Origin of the sequence: Enterobacter sp. JMULE2 (assembly GCF_013337145.1) — a bacterium.
GTDB classification, from domain to species: domain Bacteria; phylum Pseudomonadota; class Gammaproteobacteria; order Enterobacterales; family Enterobacteriaceae; genus Enterobacter; species Enterobacter mori.
Window position 1 is genome coordinate 457,811 of sequence record NZ_SGWD01000018.1, and the last position, 23,007, is coordinate 480,817.

A 23,007-nucleotide genomic window follows, 5' to 3' on the forward strand; every position below is an offset into this window, starting at 1 on the left:
TATTTATGTTGAAAAGGAGGATTAGCTGGTGGTGAAAAAAGAGAGCGATATCGAGCCGCTGATTGTGGTGAAGGATAAGTAACGCACACCCGCTATAACAAAGCCCCCGCAGGGTATCCTGCGGGGGCTTTTCGTTACTGTTCTTCCTCTTCCAGCTGCCCGCTTACCTTCAGATCGATGATGCGGCCAATCCGATCGTGATACACCGTCAGCAGGTTGTACTGGCTCATCTCGGAGATGATCTGCGGTGAGACATTAAAGCTGCGGGCCAGCTCCTCCTGGTGAAAATAGCCCGGCTGACGACGTCTCACGTGGGCGCGGCGGCGGTTGTACTGATACCACAAAATCAGCAGCCAGCCGTTGAGCGCGGCGAACAGCAGGTAGAGCAACACCGTATTAAAGGACGCGATAATCACGCCCCACCGGTAGTCGCTCTCATCGGTTAGCTGCATCCAGAGCCTGGCATACAGGAAAAACAGAAAGCCTCCCCACGCCACCAGCGTTAACGCGGCATCGAAAAGACGTGGTAAGAGACGATGCTCGGTCAAAATTAAGGTATTTTCGTTCATTGAAGGCTTCCTTTTCCCCGGTCCGGACTGATCCAGCGCGCGCGGGCACGCTGACGTTTAAGCATGACTTTTGGAAATGCGACGAGGGTGGTGAACAGGCCAATCATCCAGTACACCATCGGGAACCAGATCACCCAGAAAAGCGAGCTGGCCACTCTTCGTTCATAGCGCCGCTCGATGTACAGGCTGACCAGGAACTGCAACAGGCACATCACCCCCAGCAGCAGCCCGGTAAACTCCGGTGGAAAAAGGCTCTCCACGGTCAGCCTGGCGGGAATAGGCGCGACATGGCTGATGATGAACAGCAGCACCGTCATCGCGTACGCGAAGGCCCACAGCGTTGACAGCGCGTACTCCATAAATAGCGGCCACATCCGGTGATGCTCCCAGCGCACAATCCTGCGAAGGTTGACCAGAAACACCTCCGCGCCGCCCTGGGCCCAGCGCAGACGCTGTTTCCACAGGCCCTTCAGCGTCTCCGGCATCAGGATCCAGCACAGCGCCCGCGGCTCGAAGAAGATATCCCAGTGGCGCAGCTGGAGCTTCCAGCTGATGTCGATGTCTTCGGTGATCATGTCCGGGCTCCAGTACCCGACGTCCGCCAGCGCCTGTCGGCGAAAGGCGGCGATGACGCCGGAAACGGTAAAGACCCGGCCATAGATCCGCTGTGTCCGCTTAATGAGACCAATGATGGAGGAGAACTCCCCCACCTGAATGCGGCCAATCAGCGTGGAGCGCGTGCGAATGCGCGGGTTCCCGGTCACCGCGCCGACGTGGGGGTACTGAATCAGCGGGGCCACCAGATAAGCGGCGGTATCGCGATCGAGAAGGGCGTCGCCGTCAATGCAGACCAGCAGATCGCCCCGGGCCGCTGCCGCCCCGGCTTTGAGCGCCAGCGCTTTCCCCTGGTTCTCCGCGAGGTTAATCACCCGCAGGCGCGGCTGTTCCTGCGCCAGCGCCTGCAGCACCTCAGCGGTGTTGTCAGACGAGCCGTCGTTGATGGCGATAACTTCGATATTTTCATACCGCTGCTCCAGCGCGGCGCTGATGGTCTCCCGCGCATTTCGTCCCTCGTTGAAGCAGGGGATAAGAATGGAGATGAGCGGCTCACCGGCGAGCGTCGGGGCAGGCGTGTCTTTATCCCACGACCAGTGGCGTTCAAGCTGATACCAGAAATAGAGGCCGCCGGTTATCCAGAGCACCGACATGAACAGCGGCCAGAAGAACACAAAATCCAGAATCAGTTCGCCGGTAAAGAGGGCGGCCACGCCCAACGGCAACCCGAATACCAGACATAAAATAGAGAATGCGATAATGCGATCAGTCATTGTCAGGGTACCAGTAAGAAGAAAATTCAGACCTGATGCGCGAGATATCAGGTTGGTTGTTGAGGAAGTCGTCGGGGTAGTAACCGTAATTTTTGACGCCGTTCAGCTGGAGCACGCGCATCCACTGCGCAAGCTGGCTATCGGCAACGGCGCGCTGCGGTTTCTGGTTCCAGTCCCTGGCCTGCAGCTCAAAAATCGTTTTATCGAGCGCGCCGGGGCGCGCGGCGACCGCGTTAACCAGACGCGTCAGCCAGGCATCGCTCTCGTCTGCCGGGACGGACTCCATCAGCGGCATGGCCATTGGTACCGTCCAGTCATATTCCGCCAGAAAATCATCAAGATTCTGCGCGAACCACGCTTCGCTTTCGGGCTGCAGAATGGGTAAGGCGAACATGTTGCGGGCGGTTTTTATCTGCGGGCCACGGATGTTTTTCACCGCCTGGCTCAGAGTGCGGGTAACGCTGATAAGCCGCTGGCTCTTCTGGCGAGTCGTGTCCTGTCCGGCATCGTCCACGTCCGTCAGCGCCGCATCGTCATGGAACAAAATCCCGTTGAAGCTGGCATAGCGGGCCAGATCTTCATAGATGTCCGTCACCTGCTGGCGCACCTGCGGATCCCACGGGGAGAGCCGGATATAGGGCTCGGTGGCTTCGCGCAGCTGGCCGGTTTGACGATCCCGGCGCTGCACGCGCGGCAGGGAAGGATCGAGATCGAACGAGAGCACCGGCATCCACGCGAAGACTTTTACCCCCGCGCGGGTTTGTAGCTGCCAGGCGACAAAATTAAAGAGATCGGCCCGAACCGGCAAACGACGGTTCGGGAAATAGAGCGCCGTGATCCTGCCGTCGCCCTGCGGGTCGGCAAACGCCTGCAGGAAAACATGGCTGATTTTCATGTCATAGACCCGCTGGATCAGCCTGTTGATGTTTTGGGTCTGCTGGGCCGGATCGGGATCGTAAACGTAGTCGAGATCGACGTGCATGACGCGCACGGGATCGTGCTCCTGAACCTGGCTGACCGTACTGGCAAACGCCTTGAGCGAGGGATTTCCGGCGATCAGCAGGCGGGGGATGTTGCCCAGATCCTGCACATTTCCCAGCCCGTCCTCAAGGGTAAAGGCCAGCTGATAACCCTGCTGCCTGGCGATAGCGAGCGAGGTACCGCTGGCGGCGCCGTAAGGCCAGACCCAGGCGCGCGGCGCTTTGCCCGTCACCTGCGTGATTTTTTCAGTCACTTTGCGAACGTCATCGCCGATCCGCTGGTTGAACTGCTGGTCGGTTTCATAGCGTCCCGTTGCTTTATCATAAAAGCGATTGGCGATCGCCGGTTCGCGGCTGCCCTGCGGGTTAGCCTGAATGCCGTAATGCGAGGCCCAGGTATGCGAGCCAATCTCAATCAGCGGGGACCGGCTAAGCTCGCGCACCATGTCCCACGTTGCGAAGCGATCGCGGGGCGTCATCAGGCCGCCAAAATTCACCTTTTGATTCGCTGGCGTATCGACCCAGCTGCCCACCGGCGCCCACAGCGCAGGGACGTTCCACGCCTGAAGCAGCGGCCAGACGCGGGTGTAGAAGCTGCTGTAACCGTCGTCAAAGCTGAGCAGAACGGCCTTTGGCGGCAGCGTTTTTTTCCCGTCATGCGCATCGAGAATGTCCTGCACGCTGATGGCGTGATAGCCGTTGTGCAGAAGCCAGCTTATCTGCTCGTTTAACGCGCTGGTGCGAACGGAGAGGTAGCGCTGGTCGGCGGCATCATCTTCTACGTCGTGATAGGCCAGGACCAGAAACTGGTTCTTCGGCCAGGGTTTACTTGCCTCCAGCTGCGGCCGCGCTTTGGGCGCAATGAACGAGATCGCCTGCGCGCAGACGCTCGCGCTGAGGCAGAGCCAGCCGAGGAGTATCAGGCTCACGGAAAAACGTGTGTTCAGCATATTCATCCTTAAAAGCGTAAAGTCGCGTCAAACGTGACGGAGAGGTTGCTCTCGCGTTTGCCGTCGTAAGGGCGCTTATCCCAGTTCAGCATCACGCCGGTATCGATAACGTTGTTCCACTGAACGCGTTGCCCGTAACCCAGCAGGGCGATGGCGCCAGCGGACTGATTTTTCTGCCAGTAGCTGCCGCCTCCCGCCACGAACTGCTGGCTCCAGAGGGTGTCGTAATGGCGATACATCTCATGGTCAACGGCCAGGGCAGCCGTCACGGACAGATCCCGCGCCGGGTTGTAATAGAGCGTGTCCCGCAGGCTGTTTTTACTGGCGGCGATCCCCGGTTCGAGATCCAGCGTCAGGGACGGGGTCTGCCAGAGACGCTCCTTACCCGTGAGGGTGTATTCCTGGCGACGGTTATGATCGGAGAAGCGGCTGAGGGCGGCGCTGAACTGGTACTCACGCCGCTCGTTTTGGTACCAGCGCACCCCGCCTTCACCCCGGTTGGCGCTAATTCCGTTGCGTAACGCCCGAAGGGGCGTAGTGCGCGACAGGCGCTCAAGGCTGCCGCTGACCTGCCAGCGATCGGTCGCAAAGTACGTCGTTGAGAGGCGAGCGCCCGGCTTGTTTTCACCGTGATAGCGGTTGCTGGAGAGTTCGGCCTCGAGCTGCAAGTCGCGTGGCCGCCATTCGACGCCGCCCAAAAGGTGACGGCTGGCACCTTTGCCCTCATCGAAATGACTCTGCGCGTAGCGGGCACCTGCAAACAGCCGCCAGCTATCCGCTACGGGTGGGCCATAGAGCGTGGCGTCCCAGTTCAGGTCGTGTGTCCCGCTGACGGGGTTATCTGAGTGCAAGCCCTTGCCCGCGTTGAGGCGCAGTTCGGACATGTGGTGGACCGTTCGGAGCCTGTCGAGACGCCTGGCGCTGCGGTCGGCGGGTGCGCGAGCCAGCACGTCGTCGGCCAGTAAATCCATCTGTCGCCACGCCTGCAGGTCCATCGCGACGTAGGCCTGCTGTTGCTCTAGCTCTGTATTGGACGGCTCCAGCGCCTCCGCCGTTTTCAGCTTTTGCTCGGCCGCGCGTGGCAGACCCCGCGCCTGAAGCAGGGTGGCGTAGTCAATCTGTAGCCCCTGATTGCCCGGCGCCGTTGTCGCCAGACGGTGCGCCAGCGTTTCGGCTTCCGGCAGGGCATTCGTCGCCAGCAAATAGTTAAAACGGAGCGACTGCCCGGTAAGCCACCGATCGTTCGGCTGAGGGGTAGGGGAACCAAAATCGTAACGGGTCCAGGGGACGTCGCGGGTCTGGCGCTCAACGTACTGGCGGGCGGCCTCGTACTCTCCCGTATCCAGCCAGGCGTAAAAAAGCGCGTGCTCCTCATCCTGCGGGTCGGAAGCATATTGCGGATAGCGTTGCAGAAGCGCGAAGGCGGCGGCCGCGTTTTTCTCCTGCAGATACGCGGAGATGACCCAGCCAATTGCCCAGCCCGGCACCGGATGCTGGGCTGCCGTAAGATCCTGATATTCGCTTATCACCTTTGGGTAATCAGCATGGGCGTACAGCGCGCCAAGCCTGTCGATACGCGCAAGGACGACGTCTTCCGCCGCCTGCGGCTCGTTTTGCCAGCGAGCAAGCAGGGGGTCGTAACGATTCAGCGCGGATTGCGCAAGCTGCAGGCGCTCCTTTTCTGTTCTGCCTGGCACATCGGCAAGGCGAACCCGTTCGGCGGCGGCATTACGCTCAAGACGTCGACGCTCCGCGGGAGACAGCGTCACGCTTTGTGAAAGCTGGAGCGCGGGGGTATTCACCCGGTTATCCGTAAGCGCGTCGATCAGCTCGCTGAGGAGCGCTTTATTCTCAGGTGCGATATTCAGCGCGCGCGTATCTGCCAGAAGCCGATCCCAGCTTTTCCCCTGGCGTAACCAGACATAGGAGAGCGTCTGAAGATGCGCCTGAGAGGGATTTTCCGCCACCAGCCGTTGGGCTTCCTGCAGGGCAAGCGTATCCATGCGGGCATCGGCCAGGGTTTTTATATAGCCGATACGATAATCGTCGTTATCCGGCGCAAGGCTACGCGCCTCTTTCCAGAGCGCCAGGGCTGGCTGCCACGCTTTTTGATTTCGCCTGGATTGCGCGACGGCAGCAACGCCGCGGGCAGGCAGCGGCATATAAATGCCGTAACGCTGCCAGACCTGAATAACCTCGTCATCATGACCCGCCCAGGCTGCCACCTGTAACCAGTCCGCAACGTGTTCAGGTGTCAGGGCATGCTGCTGCTGATAACGCTGAAGATAATCGAGAAACGGCGTGTAATTACCGTTACGCGCCTGTTGAATCTGTTGCTCATAAACGGATTCAGTCGCCTGAGCCAGAACAGGAAAGAGGAATAACAGGAACAATAATGTTGGGGTGCGATAAAAGAATAACGTATTGAAGCGAAGCGATCTTTCCATATCTATTTGCCATTTGTTTATCGTGAATCCATTGCATAACACGGCCGCCTTTAAACTCAGCGTTAAAGGCCATAAATGAGAACATTAAATCTAAATGCAGTGATGTTGTGGGATACTTACCTAAAGGTAATTATGGATCCTTATCTCAGGGGATTGGGTGAAAGCTAATGTACACCTGATATGTTGCCTGGTAAATATGTTGAAAAGCGGGTTTATCGTTTTGAGATAATTCTGTATCGAGCGGTTTTTAACGTTTTTATTGAATTGATTGTTTATTTGTAACTCGTTGAAATTTATTTGTTTTATTTTTATTGTGACAGCCTGTTATATATTTTTTATGCGGTTTTGCTGTGTCAATTAAAGTACTTTCTGGTACATATTTGGGAAGTTTCATGACAAAAATTCTTAATGTTTAGAGAAGTGACTTTTCTGCGATTGTTTTTTATTTATAATTAATGGCGGCCATTGAATGATAGTCTACAGGAAGTCTTTCTCATCAATGTCTGTATTGAGGGATATCCAAAGCCAGAATACATTTATCGTTAAAATAACAGCGCTATAAAACGAAGGCGGCCTTCTTTCTGAGGGATCGTTCTTGCTTTAATCTAAAAGGGATGGTTAGTGGCAACTTCAATAGTGTTAGTGACTCAGGATCGCTACCTTGTGAGGGGGATGCGGATTTTTTTTCCGGATATTATCCTGCTCGACAAGATTGACAGAAACATATTTGATAGCGGTGCAGATGAATATTCTGTGTTGATTGATAGTCGTGCTCCGCTCCGTTTATATGATTACCTGATACGCCATCCGGCCAGAACGAAAAAAACAATCTGCTGCGTTATGCTTGATATGCGACACCGCGAGGAGAATCTGCTCAGTATGAAGTTATTTATGAACACGTCGCTCACCGCGCCGGATATGGCCTCACTGTTTAATCTGATTCTTAATATGAAGGGCAGACGCCTGACCACGAGGTGGCTACTTAATTTACGGCCGGGCACGCACGAAGCGATCATGTTGCGGTTGCTGAGGGCAGGGATGTCGATGGAAGCCATTGCCGAGGAGCTGAATACGTCGGTGAAAAGCCTCTATCGTAAACGAACGACGCTCTCGGAACGCCTGGGAGTGGAGAACTTCAACGAGGCGTGTTTGTTTATCTTTAAAAACAAACTGCTGGACGCAGGTGGGAACGATCCCTGAATTCCTGAGTGCCCAAAAGCAAGAACCCGCCACAAGGGCGGGTTCTTTTAATAGAAATGATTCAGAACGACCAGCGCAGATTCGCGTTAACCGAGTTGACGCGGGTATCCGCACCATATTGCCCCTGATAACCCACATCCAGCGTCGCCGCTCGCGACAGCTGTACGCTCACGCCGATATCACCCACCATCACGTCCTCATCCACGGCCTGACCCTGAGTAATGAACGTGTTGCTGCCCGCAAACGCCATGCGCGAAGAGGTGTTCTTATCGCCATAGGCGTGCTGCCAGCCCAACGAACCGTAGAGGTTGACGTTCTTCGGTAGCTCGGTCACACCGCGCACCCCGAGGGTGGAATAGAAGGTGTTCATCGTTTCGTTACGTACGCTCAGCGCGGCGGCACCGCCGTCTTCCCTGAAGCTGTCGGTATGCAGTCGGACGTACGATAAATTGACGAACGGCTCAATATTCATATCAGGCTGGCCGAAACGGTAGCCCGCTTCGGTGAACGCCAGCAGCGAGTTGGCGTCGTAATCCGACTTCAGACGATCCGAGAAGCCGCTGAAATCAACAGTGCGCTCGCCTTCGATCTTGTGCCAGGTATAACCCAGCGCGCCGCGCAGGGAGAACGCATCCTGTTGACCCGCTGCATACAGGCCAAGATGGTAGTTGTCGGTATCCGTTGAGGAACGACGGCTATCGACGTCGTAATCACCGCGGCTGTAGCCGAAGTAGCCACCGACACGCACGTTATGATCCGCCAGCTTGCGATCTGCCCCCAGCAGGAAGCCGGTGGTATTGCCATCCAGCTTGCCCACGTTACCGTCGCCGTTGTTTCGGCTCCATGAACTGAAGGTCTGACCCCAGACGCCGTTATTTTGCGGCTCCGGCTGCTGCACCAGCGACATCGCTAACGGTGGTATCGGCAGGCTGTCGTTATCAAATGCGCGCTGCATACGCTGGTTTAACACGTTAAACACCTGCGTGCTGCCCGCGATCAGGTTGGACTGCATTGACGGATAAACTTCACCGGACAGCTGGTTGAACGCCTCGCGCGCTTCCGGCGCGCTCAGCACCAGCAGCGAGTTGTACAGCGCCAGCGACGGGCCGCTTTGCGTCAGCGTGGAGAGCGCACCGGCGGTATTCCACTGGTTGCTGCTTTTGGCCACGGTCTGGAAAATGCCCGGCTTGCCGCTGCCCGGGTTTTCACCGCCAGGATTCTCACCGCCCGGGTTTTCGCCTCCGGGATTTTCGCCTCCGGGATTTTCGCCTCCGGGGTTTTCACCTCCGGGGTTTTCACCGCCCGGGTTTTCACCCCCGGGATTCTCGCCGCCGGTTTCTTTCTGCGCGATGGTCAGATCGACGGCGTTGGTGCTCTGCTTGAGCGCCACGTCCAGGAAGGCGGATTTGGACATCGCCCCCGCGAACTGACCGTCAATTCCCCCGTCGGAGGTTAAAATGCGATAGCTTTGACCCGTTTTGTAGCTGGTTTGCGGATCCAGCGCGGTGACCTGTACCTGAGCCTGATCGCTGATGGTCGTTTTGCCCGATACCAGCAGTTGGTCGCTACGGCCATCTCCGGCAATATCAACATCATAGAAGGATTCGCCGACAAAGTTCAGATAGCGTTTCAGCGTCAACGTACCGATATTGCCGTCACCGGGCGAGATATGCCCGCCGGACAGGATCTCTGTCTGGCCCAGCGTGCCGTTCCCCCCCAGCGTACCGCCGGCTTTGATTGACGCGGCGCTGCTGTAGCCCAGCCCGTTGCTAACGTCGGATCCCGCCGTCGCGTTGAGGATCAACGTTCCGCCGTTCTCGGCGCTAAGGGTCTGAATATCAAAAATATCGTCTTCTGGCTGGGTGTTGATATTGCTGGCAATGATGACTTTGCCACCGCGCGCGGTCACGTTCGCCTGCAGGGCTGAAAGATCGCCGTTAAGCGTTGTCTGCCCGGAGGTATTGATCACCTCACCTTCACCGCTCATCGTGTTGCTGAAGACGTAATTTCCGTCGGTATGGTTGAAGTAGACATAGCTGCCGAACAGCCCGCCACGCAGGCTGATTGCCGTATTCGCATCGAGAGTACCCGCGCCACCCGCTGTGCCAAGCGTTGGCTCAGTTAAACCCGTGCCGGTGTCCATATTGCCGCGGCTGCCGATGATGAGTGCACCCCGGTTCGAACCGGAACCCGAAGTCCCCACGATCAGCGTATTGCTACCAGCGGAAAATGAACCGCCGTCAATCACAGACAGCACGCCATTGCCATAATCGCCCACGCTCACGCTGCTACCGCTGGTAAAGCGTGAGTCTTTGCCCGCAATAACCAGCTCGGCGGTTTTACCCGCCCCGGAGACGCCCGCCACCTGCGCGCCGCCAACGTTAACCGTTCCACCGTTCAGCACGTCCAGATCGCCATAAAGCGTCAATGTACGGCCAACATTCCACTGTGAGCCGCTCCCCGTGACGGTGGCTTTCGGGCTCAGCGTGTCGGTTTCACCCGGCCCGGTACCGTTGCCGATGCGCGCATCGTAGGCGGTGCTGAGCGCCGCGCCGTCTTCAATCGCCAGCGTGGAGCGTGCTCCCAGATCGGTGCCTACGCTGAGAAAATTACTGGTCACGCGAGAACCCGCACCCGTGGCGATAAGGTGGCTGTCGTAGCCGCGGGTGGTGCCGACAACGATCTCCTTCGCGCTCGCCAGCGCGCCCTCTTCGACACGCAGGGTGCCGAGGCCAAGATTAAGGTCACCGCGCAGGACGTACCGATCGTTCACCGCGTTAAGCTCAGCGTTTGGCCCACGAACCGTGACCACGCTTTCATAAATTTGGCCGTCGAACAGTCGACCGATATTGATGTTATAGGCGGTGATTTTGCCATTATCGATCAGCAGGTTTCCGCGTTGATTACGTCCAACGTAAACATCTCCGGTGTAACCCAGCGTTTCGGTAATACGCGCGTCGCCATCAAAAATTGCATCGGCTGCATGTGCGAAATCGGCAGGTGAAAGCAGTAACAGCGGCGCGGAAAATAGAGCGAGGTAAAGTCTGGAAAGCGGCGTCTTAACCGCTAAAGCATGCGATGTAGAGTTATTCACGGGCTATCTCCGTACTCATTAGCGTGATGTCTGGAAAATCGTTTTTATGAAAACTCAGATACGTCAGAAAATATAAAAGGCGTTATTTATGTACGCCTTTTGATTTGAAGTTAATTATTTATGAGTGACGACAGGGGTACAGGTTGGCGCGCTGAGTGTCGGTGCGGATCCTAAAATCCCCGGCATCATCATTGATGAGCAATCGAAAATACGCCCTTTTTCCGTCGTGGCGCGATAAGACAGCTTTTGTCCACCCAGTGCGTCCGGCTGGGCGCCATTAACATTGGTCACGGTTATTTCATCTGATGAGCCCAGCCCCAGCATTTTAGCGGTCTCCGCCTGCAGGAGTGGAATAGCCTGATCGGTTTTCAGCGTGGAACAACCGGTTAGCATCAACGTAACGGTTAAAAAGACGAGAGGTTTTTTCATAAATTATCCTTGATATCCAATCAGTTAATTTCACTGATTGTATTTATGTTTTCATTTACTCAAATCAGCGAATAATATATTTCCCTTTCCTAATCGAAAAAACCCTCCTAAAGTAGGGTGGGTAGATAATAATTCATCTGTACTCTCAGATATGCGAAGGTTAAAGGAGGACCCTTTGGGACAGAATTATGCGTTGGTCGTTGATGACCATCCATTGGTAGCTAGCGGCATCGCCAATTATCTGATTACACATTGCCAATTTAAGCAGGCGTATGTGGTGACGAATGAAGACGATTGCTACCGTCAAATTAGGGATAATGGCCCACCACGTTTGCTGGTAATCGATTTTTGGCTCTCGTCCGGAACGGCGTTGAAATTACTCAAAGAAGTGAAACAACTTTACCCACAGATACGACTCCTGGTGGTCAGCGGGGATGACAATAATGATCTCTGGCGGAAAGTTCATGCCGCCGGGGGGCACGGTTTTGTATTGAAAAGCGAACCGCCTGAAATGTTCTCACAGGCCGTTTTCGCACTCACTAATAATTTGACGTGGTTCCCTGATGGAAGCGAAATTTCCGTTCAGTCGAATAATGAGAAGTTAAGTAAATTTAACTTAACGCCGCGGCAAATAGATGTATTAAATATGATTATGCGTGGCCTGCCAAATAAAAGAATCGCCGCGCAGCTTTCAATTTCTGAGCCCACGGTCAAAGAACACATCAGCAATATATTGAAAAAGATAGGTGTTAACAGCAGGGTAGAGGCCATCACGCTTCTGCATGGCAAGCAGGAACCGTCGGAATGAGGTTTTTCCAGAGCTTACAGAACGAGGGTATCTCTCCTCCGGCGCAGATCCGTTTGCTAAACAACACCTTTCTGCGGCTGGTGTTTAGCTTTAGCGCAGTGCCCTTTGTCGGGATCCCTTTCGCCATCTGGATTTATATGCTTGGGGATGACCTTGGCCCAACGATTACCTGGATAACCATTTATCTGCTATGTGCAGTGGCGATACGAATATTGCATCGACGCTATCAGCGCGAAGCGAAAGACAATATTGAAAAGGACGTGCTGCGACGCTGGCTTCCGCGTATTAATAATATCGCCTTTATTCACGGGCTGGGCATTTCATCACTCTATTTAATTACCCCGCAGACGCAGAACTTTGACTTTTTCCTGCTCCTTAATATCAGCATCGCCGCTATCGTCGCCGCCAATGCGACACATCTGACGCCGGTTATCAGCACCTTTACGCGCTTTTTCTTCGCCTCCTGGGGGGTGCTGAACCTCGGCATTATCTGGCGGCTGGATGAGTTGATGTTCATCGTGCTCATGCTGAATCTGCTTTACGGCTTCGCGATTTACCGCCATGCATTAACGTCACACGCGTTCTTTATACAGCAAGCGCTTCTTGAGGAAAAAAGCTCGCGCCTGGCGGAACAGTTTCGTCAGGCCAAAGAGGACGCGGAGCAGGCCCTGCTGGATAAAAATCAGTTTCTGACAACCGCCAGCCACGATTTGCGCCAGCCCGTGCACGCCATGGGTTTTCTCATCGAAGCCATTCTCCACCGAAACCGGGACGATAGCCTGACGCCGCAACTCCTTGACCTGCAGCAGAGCGTTCGTTCGGTACATTTAATGCTCAACTCTCTGCTCGATCTCAGCAAAATTGAATCCGGGAATGTCCTTTCTGCCCCGACCAAAGTGGATATCGGCGCTCTGCTTGACTCGGTGATCACGCTGTTTCGCGAAGAGGCCAACAGCCGTGCCCTGCGGCTGTCTACCCGTCGACCCAAACGCCGCATCTACGTGACAGGCGATCCGCTGCTGGTGCGACAATCCCTGATTAACCTGATTCAAAACGCCCTTCGCTACACGCTACAGGGGGGCGTACTGGTCGCCATCCGACCACGCGGTGAGGAGTGTATGGTAGAGGTGTGGGATACGGGTGTCGGTATCGCCGATGACGAGAAAGGTAAAATCTTCTCACCTTACTATCGCCCTGAGCTGGCATGGAAGATAGACAGCGCCGGACACGGGCTGGGACTGGCCGTAGTGGCCCGTTGTGCCAAGCTGATGAAGGTGAAGTACGGGATGCAATCCATTGAGGGTAAAGGCTCACGCTTCTGGATGCGCTTCACTCAATATGCTGGCGAAGACATCACGCTGGACACTCCACCCGCCTGTGATAGCACCGCCACGCCGGTACGCTATGCACCGCTGCACGGTTCCTGCCTGGTCGTCGATGACGACCCGCTGGTGACGTCTGCCTGGGAGAGCCTGATGAGCGTATGGGGAATCAACGTGCGCTGCGCGGCCTCCGCTGAAGAAGCGTTCGCCATAATCGACGAGGGCTTTAAGCCGTTCGCCGTGCTGTGCGACCAGCGCCTGCGATCCGGCGAAAGCGGCTTCGACGTTCTTAAAGCGCTTTTTGAACGTCTGCCGGATATGAGCGGCGCGATAGTCAGCGGCGAATTTAATTCACCGGTTCTGCTGGAGGCAGAACAGGAAGGGTACCTGGTGCTGCGTAAGCCTCTGGAGCCCGCTAAATTGTATGCGCTGCTGACGCAGTGGTCGGGATGACGTGGATAAAAGGGCGTGTAGAAGTCTTGATTTGGTGCCCGGGATCGGGAACTTTCAGTTACTTACCAATTCCGGCCGCTTTCGTCGCAATATGTCCGATCCCATCCCTGTTGTGGTGCTGGGACGCCTGGCGGTAGATCAGTCGCTTCATGGGCTGGGCGTTGGTCGGGCGCTGTTACGCGACGCCGGGCTGCGGGTGATCCAGGTGGCGGAGACCATCGGCATCCGCGGAATGTTGGTTCATGCCCTGTCGGATGAAGCGCGGGAATTTTATCTGCGGGTGGGGTTTGAGCCATCACCGATGGACCCGATGATGTTGATGGTGACGCTGGGGGATTTGGTGAAGAGTATTTAGCAATTATATTTCTACCCTTCCGCTTTAACTAATGTACTTAGATAAAAATACTCGCGGAAGAGGGATGCTGTATCGGGGTGATGAAATACTGGAATATTTGTATTGACCTGCCCCAGAAAGCAAAAAACCAGCCCTAAGGCTGGTTTTTTTAAATAGTGGTGCCCGGACTCGGAATGAAACTACAGGTTCAATCGCCTTGATATTAAAGATTTTTTCTGTGTTTTTTAAATGAGAGGCCCCCTTTGAGGCCCCCATCTCAAATTTGATTCCTGTCTGCATATCCTGCTACTAAACTCATCCCGTCATTAGCTTCCAGGATGGCTTTGCTCGATGTGCTGAATGACGGAATCGAAGCAGATGGAAAGTATAGTGATTTTTACCATTACAGACCAGGTTCTGGTTAAAGACTACTTTCTCCACTTAGTAAGGTTCTGACAGTGCCTTGCTTATATCACGCGAACCATGCATCACCCTTTCAATACGGACCTCTGTATCCAGTACCCTGAAAAGGACAAGATAGCGCCCGTAAGTACAACATCTTATACCTGTAGCCAGTTCTGGCCTTTCTCTGTAGTGTGACGGGGCTTCAGCGATCAACAGGCACTGTTGGTACAGCTCTTCGGTAAAGCTGATCGCCCGTAAAGGATTATCCTGTGCTATCCAGTCGCCAATCGATTCAAGGTCGTGCTCCGCCAGTGGCGATATACCCAGTTTCATTTTTTCTGGGTCCCTGATGCCATCATTTTGTATTTTCTGGTCAGACGACCGAAGACTTCTTCTGCATTATGACTCTCACCACTGTTAATGCCAGCGATTATTGCATGCTGAAGCGACTCAATCATCGTTTGTTGTTCTCTCTCTTCGAGAGCCCTAAGCCCTGCGCGGATCACCTCGCTGGTGTTGTTGTAACGTCCGCTTTGGATTTGTTCACGAATAAACTCTTCGAAATACGGAGTAAGGGCGACAGTTGTTGGCATGATTCAATCTCCTGCTTTTTGACTATCTGTTAATAATAGTTATTATATTGCTCTGACTCAAGTGCACTTGCTGGTATTTAACGGTTATCTCATGTTTGGCTTTCCGGCAGCATGCCGGGATAGTGCCTTGCAATGATGTCGTTCAGCTTCTCAGTCAGATCCGCTCGTCTGAATACGATGTGCGCAGTGCCCTTCTGAAAATACGTAATCACAAACATCTCATCTTCATAGCGGTTGCTGTGCCTGTTCTCATGGATATGATCGCCTAACCGACGGGTCACGTCGGCCCGGTTGTCGGGAACCGGCTTTCCATCAAGAATCATCAGCATACGCTCCAGATCTGCTAACCGATCGCGTTGCCAGCCCCAGTTGAGCCCGAATCCCCACCGATCGTGTTTCACCAGTCCGTTCACGATGATCTTTTTGCCGAACTTACAGGGGTTATTCGACTTGTAATCCCAGCTCAGCCCCTTAAACACGTTAATCACCCCGCGCTCAAACACCTCGCCTTTGCTCTGGTGCAATTGTTTAAATGTGCTGAGGATATTTTCTTCACAGACAGCGGGAATATCGTCCTTCTCCAGGCTGCTGTACCACTGGTCACGCGCCTGAGCGTCCATGAGCGCCAGCATACCTGAGCGTTGCATCAGGTCGCGCCAGAGGCTGCGATCGAGATTGCGGGTGATGGCTTTCATCGCTGATTCTGTTTTCTCCATCAGCCAGCAGTCGTAACGGTACTGGCGTACTGCCCACTCATTCGCTCTGCCGCCGCCGATACTGGCTGTCAGTGCTGAGATATCGTCGAGTTGCTGAATGAGCGCTTTAATCTGCGCCAGTGCAGCGTGACGCCCGGTGACAATGCGTTCGATGCTGGTGGAGCAAATCACACCGGTGTGCCCGGTTAATACTTCAGGTTCAGTGTGGATCATGTCTGACATTGTGTCTTCCTTATATATAAACAAAAACGCCAGCCGGTAAGGGCTGGCGCTTATGGCGTCTGTCACGTTCAGGCGCGGGCGCTCTGCAGAAGCCGGAGATGGCGCAGATCGCGTACGTCGTTTCGCGCCTGTTCGATCCAGGGTAAAAGCCTGGCGGAATCGGTGTTGTCTTCGCCATTGTCGAAGATGATCCCCGTACCGCAATCGATGTTGTCCTGCAGCCACTCAATCAGAATGTTGAGAGCGGCCTCGGTGGTTAATTCTGGCATCAGAACTCCCTGTTGTGACTGATGTCGGGTTACCAGTCAAAGGTGGTAAAGCCTGGCAGCGCTTCGCCGCAGGCATCAAGATGAACAATGCCAGCGGAGTAGCGACGCATAAGCGTTATGACTAACCGGCGGCATGCCTTTGACAATCCGGGGCGTTTGAGGCGTAAGACCGGAAATGACCATGCGCCCAGGTGGAGCAGATAACCAGCGCCGGTATACAGGATCCACTCTGATTCACCAAAATCTTCATGCTGGTGCGCCAGTTTGTACAGCAGGGTGTTGTCGGCTTCGGTGATATGCGCGGTGCTACACTGGATGCCGTTAACGCGAGCAACAAATGGAAGCGGATCTTCAACAATCAGCTTGCCAGGGGCATCAGCAATACGAAGCGAGTAACCCTTATCAGAGACCGCATTGATCAGGTCAGCCAGTTCAATACCGTCGATATCAACAGCGATCCGGCCCAGGTTGAGGGCCATAACGTTGACGGTATCGGCTTCCACTGTGAGGGGCAGTTTCATTGCTGCCTCCCGGAAGAGCGTCCACTGATGGTGCAAGTCACGGCTTTATAGCCGGTACGTTGCATCAGGCCGGTGGCCTTTCTGGCCCGGAGAATATCAATTACCCCGATAAAAGGGGACTGATGCTGAATGGAGAAGCCGGGGCGATCAATTCGTACCAGCTCAGATTTTTCAACATGAAAATTGAGCGCATCTGCCAGTGAAACCCCGGCGTCGATATGCTGCTGAATGACACCGTCGTTGCCAAACTGTGTGTCGTTAAGCGAAAGGCCGTAATGTCTTTCCAGCAGATACGTAAGAAGTTGCTGCCAGATTTCTACAGGTGACAGGCGTGACGATGCCTCCCGGTTTCGGGATACAGGTAAAATCCTCATTAAAGTTATCTCTGTTAAATAAATGAAAGGAATGGCGGAGGGATTTAACGCGGTACGTTACTGCCGGATGGCTTCCAGCGCGGCTTCCAGTGTGAACCAGTTAATGCCCTGTTCTGCGTCGTGATGGCTGGCAGCATGGCGTAATGCCGCTCTGGCCTCTTCTGTGGTAACAGCGTCATCCACATCGCGTACATCGTCTTCGTACCAGAGTGAACACAGGACGACCCCGTCGTGCTGATGCTGTTGCAGCAGTTCAATGACCTCGCTGATTTTACAGGCGTGCGGCATGGCGATTAGCCTCCGGATTGTGCTACAGGTGGTGTTGGGTAAATCGCTATATAGATGTACCCGTGCGAACCGAGGGAGTCAGCCTCACAGGTCAGACCTTTTGCATAAAGCGTAACGCTGTGCTGATGACGGGGACTGAGCTCACCGCTGGTGAGCATCAGTTCAAGTTGCTTCAACAGCAGCGGAAATACCTGGTCCAGATGGCGTAAGTCAGCGTCGCTGAACGTCCCGGTAATACTGACCCGGTCTGCCAGGTAATGCATACGATTGCCCTCCTGCACCAGCCGTGCGCCCAGGCACGGGGTCACGCTGCGTTGCAGACCCCACCAGGGTTCGCTGATGTCGTGGGGGGCTGCCGGTGCTTGATTCGACAAAGTGGGTTCTCCTTAAAGTTAAGTTAATTCAGGGTAACGCTGCGCAATACGACATACGGGCCGTTGCGGTCCTGTCGGCGCTCCGCGAAGACCGCGAGCACGCCGCTAATATCCTGTACCTCCCGGCCTGCATAGTGGCAGACGCTGCCGCTCCATTTGTACTTTCCGCTACAGAAGCGAAACAGCCGGGACTGCGGGTGCTGGCGGTATATCGCCATCGCCTGGCGTTTGCTGATAATCTTCATCGCTGTTTTTTTCTTTAAAGCCAGCCGCGCTCAGAAAACGAAACGATTTCCATGCCCCCCACCACCAGGTGGTCCAGCAGGCGAATACCGACCAGCTCCAGGGCCTGTTTCAGGCGTTCTGTTATTCGTCTGTCGGCCTGACTGGGCTCAGCCTCTCCGGACGGATGATTGTGCGCGAGTATCGCGGCGGCAGCGTTGTGGTGAAGCCCAGCCTTCACGACCTCCCGTGGATGGACGGTGATGCTGTTGATGGTGCCGAGAAACAGCGTATCGCAGGCGATGAGGCGGTGCTGGTTGTCCAGCCACAGCACCATCAGCGACTCTCTCTCCTGCGCGGCGAGATGCAGGCGCAGCCAGTCGCGCACGGCATTGCTGGACGTAAATGACTCGCCGGGTTCACGGAGCTGCCCCTCCAGCATGGTTAAGGCTTCCCTGACCGTCAGCTGGCCGGCAGGGGGTAATTCACGGGCAAACAGCGGTAACTGTTGTTCCATGGCGGCATACCTCAGTCAATGATGTGCATAATGGCGCTGCGTTCAGGGCGGGTCAGGGCGTAGTCCCTCAGGCGGTAATAGTGCGCGGTCATGGCCTTGCTGCCGGTGCGGCAGGCATGATGGCTGTAGGCCATGAGGCAGACGGCAATGCCTGCGGCTTCGGCGCTCATCTCTGCGTCGTTGCCGTTCATCGCGTTGAAGAGCGACCAGGGCTCACTGCTGTCGTCGTCAGCTTCCGGGGACATAAATGCACCACCGTTGCTCAGCGTGTAAAAATTCCAGATGCCGCCGCTGTAGTCTGCACAGAGGCGGTCCATCCATGCGAAGACAGCTGGCTCAAGGATTATCCACTGCGGGATGCTGCCGAAGTGCTGCGGCCAGAAGCCGATGCGCTGTTCGTCCTGTACGAGAGTGGCGGTCAGCTCTGGTTCAGGGCCGGCACCGGCAGGTTGTGACTGTAACGGGAGGGTATCGTTAAGGTTAATAATGTCGGTCATGGTAGTTTTTCCTTGTTTATTTATCGGGTTGGGGATGCTGGTTAAGCCGGAGTGACGGGCAGGACTGCGCATAGCCGTCCTCATCACAGCGTGACGGCCAGTGACCCTCCGGGAGGCTTAAGCGGCAGAGACTGAGTTCACCGGGACGATAAAGCAGGTGTGAGCACCAGGCGCACAGGTCGTCATCGGAGATGGAGCGGCTGCAGGGATTGTTTTCCAGAGCGGTCGGATTAAGGGGGGCCTGGCGGGCGTTATCAGGCAGCGGTGGCATCAGCTCAGCGCCTGCTGCAGTTCTTCTGCCATTACCCAGAGCGCCCGGTTGAGCTTAACGTCGCCGTCTATGCCTCTGACCGCGCGGGTATGGCTGCGTTTGCCTTTGGCAGTACGTCCTGGCAGACCACCTTTCAGCAGGTTCTCCTGGCAACGATTGAAAACTGACCACAGGTCGTCCTGACGGTCTTCATACCTGCGGGGCGTCAGTATCTGCGCGGCGGTCACCGGCTGATGTTCTTCGCCAAAACGGTACGTCAGTGCCGCTCTGGCAAACGCCTGCTGTGCCGGGTGCGGGAGTAAAAGCGACTCCATGGCACCACGTTTTTCTTCCACCTTGTCAAATATCCCCAGTACTTCATAAGCGCCTTCAATGACTTTCTCCACCACGTTACCCCGGTGCGGAACTCTGATTTCGCCAAACGACTGTCCGCAGACGAGCGAATTCGTGCAGACGCTTCGGAATATTCCCGGTAACAGCTGAAAACTGGATTCGCCACCGTGCGAATTGAGGATGATGATTTCCGGCACCTGCTGACCGTTTATCTGACCGGTGCGACGCAGACGGAGCATATGCTTTGTGTGCTCCCGGCGGTCCGGATCGCGAACGCGTGACTGACAGGCAAAGAACGGCTGAAACCCTTCGCGCTGCAGGTTCTCCAGCAGGGTGATGGTGGGAATAAACGTATATTTTTCACTTCTGGAAGCATGTTTGTCCTCTCCGAAGACGCTGGGGACGTGGTGCATCAGCTCTTCGCGGGTTAACGGACGGTCACGGCGTATCTGGTTAATGTGACCAAAACGGCTGGCTAAGCGCATCTGTGGACTCCTTATTACTGGCATGAGAGAGCGGGCCGTCCCCCGCAGAGGACGGTCCCGGTTTTAAAGCGTAAGGATATGACGGCCGGGCTTACGGCTGCCCGGGGGCCGGCGTGTGCAGGAAGGTGTCAAAGGCCAGGTGGCCGATGGTGCGGGTGGAGACCGCATCCACGGTGCCGCTGACCACCCCCGCCCGCCAGCGGGAGCAGGCGCACCAGCTGGCCGCCGGTGCTCATCCCGGTGCGGGCGAGCATGAGCACCAGGGTTTTCTCCGCAACCCGGCAGGTCAGGACGGGCGTCCACTGCTCCGCCATCTTCATTACCATGTCCTGGAGCAGGGCTTTTGCGGCGTTGCCGCACAGGCAGAGCCCGCAGAGGGCGCGGATACGCTCGTCGGAGAGGCGGTGTCCGCCGAGGCAGGCGAGGGCGGCAACCAGCCGGGTCTGGATAAAGAGCACGCTGGTGATATTGAGGGGCAGGGTGAGCGGAAGGGCGGCCAGGCCGCCTGCGCCGGAGAGAAAGCCGCTGCTGCCGGCCTTGATGCTCTCCCAGCGAATCATGTTGCGGGCGGCAAGGGCTGCATCGCCGCCGGCGTCGTCAAGGTAGCGCTCAGCGAGGGTGGCGGCAGACTCAATGCCGGCGATGCCGCTGACGGCGCGGTCATAGAGCCAGCCCATAACGGCCTGCAGGCCTCGTGGCGTGTCGGGGGACGGTTCGCTGAGCGCATCGTCGTGGCGGGTATCGTATTCGTCGGGTGGGGCGTCATGGTACATAAAACCTCCGTGTGTAGGATAAAAGAAAGCCGGCTCCGCTGTGACGCGGAACCGGCCGGTGGTGCCCTTCAGGGGCATAAGACGACGGCCCGGACATCCTGGCGGAGGTCCGGGCGGGTATTTTCTGCTTCTGACGGGGTAGGGGGGCGAAGACGCCGTGCGCGTCAGCGACGGCGGAGGCGGGCTCAGGTCAGTGAGGCGTAAACCTGGTTCGTGGCCCCGACCATCTGGCTGATGTCGAACTCTTCCACGGCCTTTCGGCGGGCGCTGCGCTTCATTTCCGCGATATCTCGGGCGTGCATGCGGCTTATGCACGTCAGTAACGCTGCCAGCGCGCGCTCGTCTCCCGCCGGAACAATCCAGCCGTCGGTCCCTGCGGTGATGTTTTCAGGCAGACCGCCAAAATCACTCACGATGACCGGCAGGCCGGCCGCCATCATTTCCCGGCAGGCAAAGCTGATTGTTTCAACCGCATCCGACAGCACAAATCCGATATCCGACTTCGCCAGCAGGGGGCGCGGGTCGGACAAAAATCCGGTAAAGGTTACCTCCACGGGCAGGCCGCCGCAGAGGCGTCGCAGCCTCTCGTCCGGGGGCGTGTGTCCCGCAATGGTGACGGAAAAGCGCGCCCTGACAGCGGGGGGCAGCAGGGCCAGCGCCCGGAGTAAATAGTGCCAGCCCTTGTAGGGTGCTGTGCCGGCAATGCTCACCAGCCTCAGCCTGTCAGATACAGGCGCGTCAGTCTCATCCGGTGGCTGCCACCACCGGGTATCAACGCCGTTCCTGATGACGTGAACCCCCGGGGCGCTGACGGGAAAACCCAGGGTCTGCGTGACGGAGTGGCTGACCAGAATCACGGCATCATTGGCCCTGAGGAAGCGCCAGCGTGATACCCGTCCGCTGACCGGAAAGGAGTTGTGCTTCGTCAGTACGGTGCGAAATTTTCGGGTGCAGAGCATTCTGGCATAGAGCACCAGCCGGTTATCGGGTGAACCGTTGGTGTGCACGATGTCAATCTCGTACCCGTCAATGAGGCGACTCAGTGCCCTGACGTTGCGGATAACCGCCGGCAGCTCTTTCAGCTTTCCGGGAAAGCTAAGGGGAAACAGGTTGCTGAAGCGCTGCTGCTCCAGCGTCCGGTAAAGGGATGAGGTGGGCGGGCAGGCCACAAATACGCTGTGCGGGCTGCGGGCGACCAGGGAGGTGATATAGGTATCATGGCCGCCGCCAGACCCGCGATGAAAATTGGTATAAAGGATGTTCATTTTACGTCCTGAAGGGGAGCCTCCGCTCCCGGCGGGCAACGTCCTGTCTCAAACGTGCGCAGTACGTCACTGATAAGCGGAAAATGCGGCAGGGCAGAAATAAAACGCTCGCCCGCCGTGAAATAGCAGATGTCCTCGCGACGGGTGAATCGCCGGCCGCTGAGGGTGACGCTGCTGATGCCCGTCAGGGCAAAGACGCGCAGGCTCCCCTGACGGCAGGCCACCAGATACCACTCCGTTCGGAAGTGGATAAGCCGGTAAGGCTCAAGCCCGTCGTGACGCCTGCCGTCCACCATAATGACGATGCTCACCTGCTGGCTGATGGCCCTCACCAGACGGCTGAAGAACTCCGGCAGGGCCGCATGCGCGTTAAGCGGCGCGTGCCAGATTAGGCAGGGAGAGGCCGAGGACTCGTCAGAGAGGATATGCAGAAGCGAATTGTCTTTTGCCGGGATAATGTGCTCTATCCCCGTGTTGCGGATAAAGGACTGCGCGGCCGGTGAACGGTCGGGCTGCTGTTCGCCGCGCAGCCGGTAGCAGCCCCGGTCGGCAGTGATATCCAGATGGGCGAGGCGCTGGAGAAAATCCCGCTGCAGCGTGCGCTCAGACACGCCAAACTCCGCGGCGAGGGATTTAATGCTGAGTGATTCTCCGGCCATCAGGCGGCTGATAATGACCGACAGACGAACGGCAAGCCGATCGTGTCGGGGATCGGTTTCGTTAAACATGGTGTCTCCGTGACTGAATGGCTCCTTAACGCGCGCATTATGCCGGGTAGTCCCGTCAGGGTTTGTCGCTGAAGACCGGTGACCCGCATGGCGTCGGCGTGAGGTAATGCGCTGAAAGATAAGGCTGTAATCTGTGATGCCGGTGTACGTGGCGATAATCGCGACACTTACTGTCGGCTAATGGATGGGTGTGCTGAAAATCAGTGAAAAACGGAGAAATGTATCGTTCGGGGAACTCCT

26 protein-coding genes and 1 pseudogene are annotated in these 23,007 nt (G+C 56.2%); 4 read left to right on the forward strand and 23 right to left on the reverse strand.

Annotated elements, in window-relative coordinates:
- Positions 1–134: 134 nt before the first annotated feature.
- The 5 genes from pgaD to EXW94_RS26835 form a co-directional block, all read right to left on the reverse strand.
- Positions 135–569, reverse strand: a complete 435-nt coding sequence (gene pgaD / locus EXW94_RS26815; RefSeq protein WP_174341539.1) for a poly-beta-1,6-N-acetyl-D-glucosamine biosynthesis protein PgaD — start codon at positions 567–569, stop codon at positions 135–137.
- Positions 566–1,897, reverse strand: a complete 1,332-nt coding sequence (gene pgaC / locus EXW94_RS26820) for a poly-beta-1,6-N-acetyl-D-glucosamine synthase (protein WP_174341540.1) — start codon at positions 1,895–1,897, stop codon at positions 566–568. The genes pgaD and pgaC overlap by 4 nt, the downstream gene beginning before the upstream one ends.
- The gene (pgaB, locus tag EXW94_RS26825) at positions 1,890–3,827 is read right to left on the reverse strand and encodes a poly-beta-1,6-N-acetyl-D-glucosamine N-deacetylase PgaB (protein ID WP_174341541.1); all 1,938 of its coding nucleotides are present in this window, start codon (positions 3,825–3,827) and stop codon (positions 1,890–1,892) included. Before pgaB ends, pgaC begins: the two co-directional genes overlap by 8 nt.
- Positions 3,828–3,835: 8 nt before the next feature.
- Positions 3,836–6,274 carry a poly-beta-1,6 N-acetyl-D-glucosamine export porin PgaA gene (pgaA, locus tag EXW94_RS26830; protein ID WP_174341542.1) on the reverse strand — a complete coding sequence of 813 codons (2,439 nt, stop codon included), beginning with the start codon at positions 6,272–6,274 and terminating at the stop codon, positions 3,836–3,838.
- 256 nt (positions 6,275–6,530) lie between these two features.
- Positions 6,531–6,668, reverse strand: coding sequence for a hypothetical protein (locus tag EXW94_RS26835; protein WP_174341543.1), 138 nt, complete (start codon positions 6,666–6,668; stop codon positions 6,531–6,533).
- Between the two features lie 278 nt (positions 6,669–6,946).
- On the opposite strand from EXW94_RS26835, the gene EXW94_RS26840 reads away from it, so the two are divergent.
- On the forward strand, positions 6,947–7,474 hold the full coding sequence (locus tag EXW94_RS26840; protein ID WP_174341586.1) for a helix-turn-helix domain-containing protein: 528 nt from the start codon (positions 6,947–6,949) through the stop codon (positions 7,472–7,474).
- Positions 7,475–7,535: 61 nt separating this feature from the next.
- Here the strand turns inward: EXW94_RS26840 and EXW94_RS26845 are convergent, their stop codons facing one another.
- On the reverse strand, positions 7,536–10,568 hold the full coding sequence (locus tag EXW94_RS26845) for an autotransporter domain-containing protein (RefSeq protein ID WP_174341544.1): 3,033 nt from the start codon (positions 10,566–10,568) through the stop codon (positions 7,536–7,538).
- A gap of 114 nt (positions 10,569–10,682) precedes the next feature.
- The gene (locus tag EXW94_RS26850; RefSeq protein WP_010435531.1) at positions 10,683–10,997 is read right to left on the reverse strand and encodes a lipoprotein; all 315 of its coding nucleotides are present in this window, start codon (positions 10,995–10,997) and stop codon (positions 10,683–10,685) included.
- A gap of 175 nt (positions 10,998–11,172) precedes the next feature.
- On the opposite strand from EXW94_RS26850, the gene EXW94_RS26855 reads away from it, so the two are divergent.
- The 3 genes and pseudogenes from EXW94_RS26855 to EXW94_RS26865 form a co-directional block, all read left to right on the forward strand.
- Positions 11,173–11,805 carry a response regulator transcription factor gene (locus EXW94_RS26855; RefSeq protein WP_010435529.1) on the forward strand — a complete coding sequence of 211 codons (633 nt, stop codon included), beginning with the start codon at positions 11,173–11,175 and terminating at the stop codon, positions 11,803–11,805.
- Positions 11,802–13,580 (forward strand): hybrid sensor histidine kinase/response regulator, encoded by a 1,779-nt coding sequence (locus tag EXW94_RS26860; RefSeq protein WP_174341545.1) that lies wholly within the window; start codon positions 11,802–11,804, stop codon positions 13,578–13,580. The genes EXW94_RS26855 and EXW94_RS26860 overlap by 4 nt, the downstream gene beginning before the upstream one ends.
- Before the next feature lie 64 nt (positions 13,581–13,644).
- Positions 13,645–13,935: pseudogene (locus tag EXW94_RS26865) on the forward strand (GNAT family N-acetyltransferase); the annotation flags it as partial.
- A 420-nt stretch (positions 13,936–14,355) separates the two neighbouring features.
- Here the strand turns inward: EXW94_RS26865 and EXW94_RS26870 are convergent.
- From EXW94_RS26870 to EXW94_RS26945, 16 genes are all read right to left on the reverse strand, one after another.
- Entirely contained in the window at positions 14,356–14,652 is a 297-nt protein-coding gene (locus EXW94_RS26870) for a type II toxin-antitoxin system RelE/ParE family toxin (protein ID WP_174341546.1), read from the reverse strand.
- Positions 14,649–14,912, reverse strand: a complete 264-nt coding sequence (locus tag EXW94_RS26875) for a type II toxin-antitoxin system ParD family antitoxin (protein ID WP_174341547.1) — start codon at positions 14,910–14,912, stop codon at positions 14,649–14,651. The genes EXW94_RS26870 and EXW94_RS26875 overlap by 4 nt, the downstream gene beginning before the upstream one ends.
- An 89-nt stretch (positions 14,913–15,001) precedes the next feature.
- Entirely contained in the window at positions 15,002–15,850 is an 849-nt protein-coding gene (locus EXW94_RS26880; RefSeq protein WP_174341548.1) for a DUF4942 domain-containing protein, read from the reverse strand.
- A gap of 68 nt (positions 15,851–15,918) precedes the next feature.
- Positions 15,919–16,119 carry a DUF957 domain-containing protein gene (locus EXW94_RS26885; RefSeq protein ID WP_174341549.1) on the reverse strand — a complete coding sequence of 67 codons (201 nt, stop codon included), beginning with the start codon at positions 16,117–16,119 and terminating at the stop codon, positions 15,919–15,921.
- Positions 16,120–16,148: 29 nt separating this feature from the next.
- On the reverse strand, positions 16,149–16,640 hold the full coding sequence (locus tag EXW94_RS26890) for a DUF5983 family protein (RefSeq protein WP_174341550.1): 492 nt from the start codon (positions 16,638–16,640) through the stop codon (positions 16,149–16,151).
- Positions 16,637–17,014, reverse strand: coding sequence for a TA system toxin CbtA family protein (locus EXW94_RS26895; protein WP_174341551.1), 378 nt, complete (start codon positions 17,012–17,014; stop codon positions 16,637–16,639). Before EXW94_RS26895 ends, EXW94_RS26890 begins: the two co-directional genes overlap by 4 nt.
- A 57-nt stretch (positions 17,015–17,071) precedes the next feature.
- Positions 17,072–17,302: a hypothetical protein gene (locus EXW94_RS26900; protein ID WP_174341552.1), complete on the reverse strand. Its 231-nt coding sequence runs from the start codon at positions 17,300–17,302 to the stop codon at positions 17,072–17,074.
- Positions 17,303–17,307: 5 nt separating this feature from the next.
- A complete protein-coding gene (locus EXW94_RS26905) occupies positions 17,308–17,676 on the reverse strand; it encodes a type IV toxin-antitoxin system YeeU family antitoxin (RefSeq protein WP_217436580.1) in 369 nt (122 codons plus the stop codon).
- 23 nt (positions 17,677–17,699) lie between these two features.
- A complete protein-coding gene (locus EXW94_RS26910) occupies positions 17,700–17,921 on the reverse strand; it encodes a DUF987 domain-containing protein (RefSeq protein ID WP_048961313.1) in 222 nt (73 codons plus the stop codon).
- Positions 17,922–17,935: 14 nt separating this feature from the next.
- Complete coding sequence (gene radC / locus EXW94_RS26915) at positions 17,936–18,415, reverse strand: DNA repair protein RadC (protein WP_174341553.1); 480 nt, start codon at positions 18,413–18,415, stop codon at positions 17,936–17,938.
- 11 nt (positions 18,416–18,426) lie between these two features.
- On the reverse strand, positions 18,427–18,912 hold the full coding sequence (locus EXW94_RS26920; protein ID WP_174341554.1) for an antirestriction protein: 486 nt from the start codon (positions 18,910–18,912) through the stop codon (positions 18,427–18,429).
- A gap of 16 nt (positions 18,913–18,928) precedes the next feature.
- The gene (locus EXW94_RS26925) at positions 18,929–19,183 is read right to left on the reverse strand and encodes a hypothetical protein (protein ID WP_174339955.1); all 255 of its coding nucleotides are present in this window, start codon (positions 19,181–19,183) and stop codon (positions 18,929–18,931) included.
- Complete coding sequence (locus EXW94_RS26930; protein ID WP_174341555.1) at positions 19,183–20,001, reverse strand: DUF932 domain-containing protein; 819 nt, start codon at positions 19,999–20,001, stop codon at positions 19,183–19,185. Before EXW94_RS26930 ends, EXW94_RS26925 begins: the two co-directional genes overlap by 1 nt.
- Before the next feature lie 128 nt (positions 20,002–20,129).
- Positions 20,130–20,774 carry a hypothetical protein gene (locus EXW94_RS26935; protein ID WP_254797908.1) on the reverse strand — a complete coding sequence of 215 codons (645 nt, stop codon included), beginning with the start codon at positions 20,772–20,774 and terminating at the stop codon, positions 20,130–20,132.
- A 185-nt stretch (positions 20,775–20,959) separates the two neighbouring features.
- Positions 20,960–22,039, reverse strand: a complete 1,080-nt coding sequence (locus tag EXW94_RS26940; protein WP_174341556.1) for a glycosyltransferase family 4 protein — start codon at positions 22,037–22,039, stop codon at positions 20,960–20,962.
- Positions 22,036–22,767, reverse strand: coding sequence for a YafY family protein (locus EXW94_RS26945; protein ID WP_174341557.1), 732 nt, complete (start codon positions 22,765–22,767; stop codon positions 22,036–22,038). Before EXW94_RS26945 ends, EXW94_RS26940 begins: the two co-directional genes overlap by 4 nt.
- Positions 22,768–23,007: the final 240 nt, after the last annotated feature.

What these genes read in the sequence shown, in the direction of transcription:
- EXW94_RS26860 (WP_174341545.1), top strand. Translation starts at nt 11,802, where the DNA reads ATGAGGTTTTTCCAGAGCTTACAGAACGAGGGTATCTCTCCTCCGGCG.
- EXW94_RS26920 (WP_174341554.1), bottom strand. Translation starts at nt 18,912, where the DNA reads ATGACCGACATTATTAACCTTAACGATACCCTCCCGTTACAGTCACAA.
- EXW94_RS26870 (WP_174341546.1), bottom strand. Translation starts at nt 14,652, where the DNA reads ATGAAACTGGGTATATCGCCACTGGCGGAGCACGACCTTGAATCGATT.
- EXW94_RS26885 (WP_174341549.1), bottom strand. Translation starts at nt 16,119, where the DNA reads ATGCCAGAATTAACCACCGAGGCCGCTCTCAACATTCTGATTGAGTGG.
- EXW94_RS26875 (WP_174341547.1), bottom strand. Translation starts at nt 14,912, where the DNA reads ATGCCAACAACTGTCGCCCTTACTCCGTATTTCGAAGAGTTTATTCGT.
- EXW94_RS26900 (WP_174341552.1), bottom strand. Translation starts at nt 17,302, where the DNA reads ATGCCGCACGCCTGTAAAATCAGCGAGGTCATTGAACTGCTGCAACAG.
- EXW94_RS26925 (WP_174339955.1), bottom strand. Translation starts at nt 19,183, where the DNA reads ATGCCACCGCTGCCTGATAACGCCCGCCAGGCCCCCCTTAATCCGACC.
- EXW94_RS26935 (WP_254797908.1), bottom strand. Translation starts at nt 20,774, where the DNA reads ATGTACCATGACGCCCCACCCGACGAATACGATACCCGCCACGACGAT.
- pgaB (WP_174341541.1), bottom strand. Translation starts at nt 3,827, where the DNA reads ATGCTGAACACACGTTTTTCCGTGAGCCTGATACTCCTCGGCTGGCTC.
- radC (WP_174341553.1), bottom strand. Translation starts at nt 18,415, where the DNA reads ATGGAACAACAGTTACCGCTGTTTGCCCGTGAATTACCCCCTGCCGGC.
- EXW94_RS26890 (WP_174341550.1), bottom strand. Translation starts at nt 16,640, where the DNA reads ATGAAACTGCCCCTCACAGTGGAAGCCGATACCGTCAACGTTATGGCC.
- pgaC (WP_174341540.1), bottom strand. Translation starts at nt 1,897, where the DNA reads ATGACTGATCGCATTATCGCATTCTCTATTTTATGTCTGGTATTCGGG.
- EXW94_RS26835 (WP_174341543.1), bottom strand. Translation starts at nt 6,668, where the DNA reads ATGAAACTTCCCAAATATGTACCAGAAAGTACTTTAATTGACACAGCA.
- EXW94_RS26930 (WP_174341555.1), bottom strand. Translation starts at nt 20,001, where the DNA reads ATGCGCTTAGCCAGCCGTTTTGGTCACATTAACCAGATACGCCGTGAC.
- pgaD (WP_174341539.1), bottom strand. Translation starts at nt 569, where the DNA reads ATGAACGAAAATACCTTAATTTTGACCGAGCATCGTCTCTTACCACGT.
- EXW94_RS26850 (WP_010435531.1), bottom strand. Translation starts at nt 10,997, where the DNA reads ATGAAAAAACCTCTCGTCTTTTTAACCGTTACGTTGATGCTAACCGGT.
- EXW94_RS26880 (WP_174341548.1), bottom strand. Translation starts at nt 15,850, where the DNA reads ATGTCAGACATGATCCACACTGAACCTGAAGTATTAACCGGGCACACC.
- EXW94_RS26840 (WP_174341586.1), top strand. Translation starts at nt 6,947, where the DNA reads ATGCGGATTTTTTTTCCGGATATTATCCTGCTCGACAAGATTGACAGA.
- pgaA (WP_174341542.1), bottom strand. Translation starts at nt 6,274, where the DNA reads ATGGAAAGATCGCTTCGCTTCAATACGTTATTCTTTTATCGCACCCCA.
- EXW94_RS26945 (WP_174341557.1), bottom strand. Translation starts at nt 22,767, where the DNA reads ATGTTTAACGAAACCGATCCCCGACACGATCGGCTTGCCGTTCGTCTG.
- EXW94_RS26895 (WP_174341551.1), bottom strand. Translation starts at nt 17,014, where the DNA reads ATGAGGATTTTACCTGTATCCCGAAACCGGGAGGCATCGTCACGCCTG.
- EXW94_RS26940 (WP_174341556.1), bottom strand. Translation starts at nt 22,039, where the DNA reads ATGAACATCCTTTATACCAATTTTCATCGCGGGTCTGGCGGCGGCCAT.
- EXW94_RS26910 (WP_048961313.1), bottom strand. Translation starts at nt 17,921, where the DNA reads ATGAAGATTATCAGCAAACGCCAGGCGATGGCGATATACCGCCAGCAC.